General features: G+C 42.8%; 2 protein-coding genes. Both read left to right on the top strand.

The features are described from left to right. Positions 1 to 507: efflux RND transporter periplasmic adaptor subunit (locus FJM67_RS17605; protein ID WP_181161552.1), on the top strand; the 507-nt coding region annotated here is incomplete at its 5' end. Beyond that, on the top strand, positions 504 to 1,286 hold the full coding sequence (locus tag FJM67_RS17290; protein ID WP_235890106.1) for an efflux RND transporter permease subunit: 783 nt from the start codon (positions 504 to 506) through the stop codon (positions 1,284 to 1,286). The genes FJM67_RS17605 and FJM67_RS17290, both read left to right, overlap by 4 nt. The last annotated feature ends 80 nt before the right edge of the window (positions 1,287 to 1,366 follow it).

Raw genomic sequence — 1,366 nt, 5'->3', positions numbered from 1 at the left:
TTCAGGGATTTAATCGGCCTAAATGCGCCACCTTCCACGCTGAACAATGAATTTGTAACACAGACATTAAATAAACTGGTTTCTGCCGAAGTGCGAACAGTTGGGAGCGTAAGCGAATCTTGGAAGGCAGAGATTATATCTGTTCGTACTGAGCTAGATAACCGAGCAAGAACCCTTCAAATCGTAGTAAGGGTCGATGATCCATATTCGAGCCAATCAGCCGCTCAGAACTTCCCGCTGTTACCAAATCAACCAATTGAGTTGGTATTTAGAACGATTCAGCCCTCAAGTGTAATTACGATTCCAATATCTGCGATCCATCAAGATCAGGTTCTATTGCTAAATGAAGATAATGAAATTGAGTTTCGAGAAGTCCAGCTTGGTCTGATGCAAGAGAACCAAGTGAAAATTACGAGCGGGCTAAATGCGGGTGACAAATTGATACTCGATTCACTGATAACAGCAATACCAGGGCAAAAGCTTACTGGGATTGAGGTAGCGAAATGATTAGATGGTTTACATCTCATCCGACCGCAGCAAATTTACTTCTGTTAGTGTTTATAGCGGTTGGGTCGTTTTCAGCACCGACCCTTCTACGAGAGACTTTTCCAGATTTTCGCCCTGTCGAAGCGGAAGTATCTGTTATTTATCGTGGTGCAACACCTTCAGATGTTGAAAGGAAAATATGTGAGCCACTATGGGACGCTGTTCAATCAGTTGAATCGCTGAGTGAATTTGTCTGTACTGCACAAAACAATCTTGCTCACGCCGTAGCAACAATGCAACCAAGCGGGGATGCCGTTAGATTTGTCAGCAATCTAAGAACTGAAATCTCAGCAATTGATTCTTTTCCATCATTAGCTGAATCTCCCGTTATTCGTGAACTTCATCGCACAGATTTAGTGGCCTCTGTCGCTGTATATGGTGAGCTTCCACTGGAACAACTTGATCACTATTCAAAGAATCTACAAGACAAGTTAGCTTCACTCGATACTGTAGCGAAAGTAATTCGTTCTGGTGTTGGGGAGAGAACCTGGTCAATAGAGGCTGATCCTCGTGTTTTGAAAGAGTACGGTTTAACAACGTCCTCTATAGCTAATGCACTCAAGCAACAAAGCATTAATGTTCCAGCTGGTACGCTTGAAGGAGAAAGCGGTGAATACAACATTAGATTTGACACTGAAGCGTTTTCTAAGAATGCACTATTAAACCTACCCATTATCACTTTATCCAATGGTGCTGTGGTCTATCTGAGTGATATCGCTAGGGTAGTTGTAGTGGCATAGTGAATTTGGCCACCTGAATAGAGGTGTTAAAATGCACCTCTCAACTAAACAGGTGACACTATGGCAAATCGTACAAGACG

Origin of the sequence: Maribrevibacterium harenarium (assembly GCF_006385675.1) — a bacterium.
Taxonomy (GTDB): domain Bacteria; phylum Pseudomonadota; class Gammaproteobacteria; order Pseudomonadales; family Marinomonadaceae; genus Marinomonas; species Marinomonas harenarium.
This window is presented reverse-complemented; position numbering and strand designations above follow the sequence as displayed.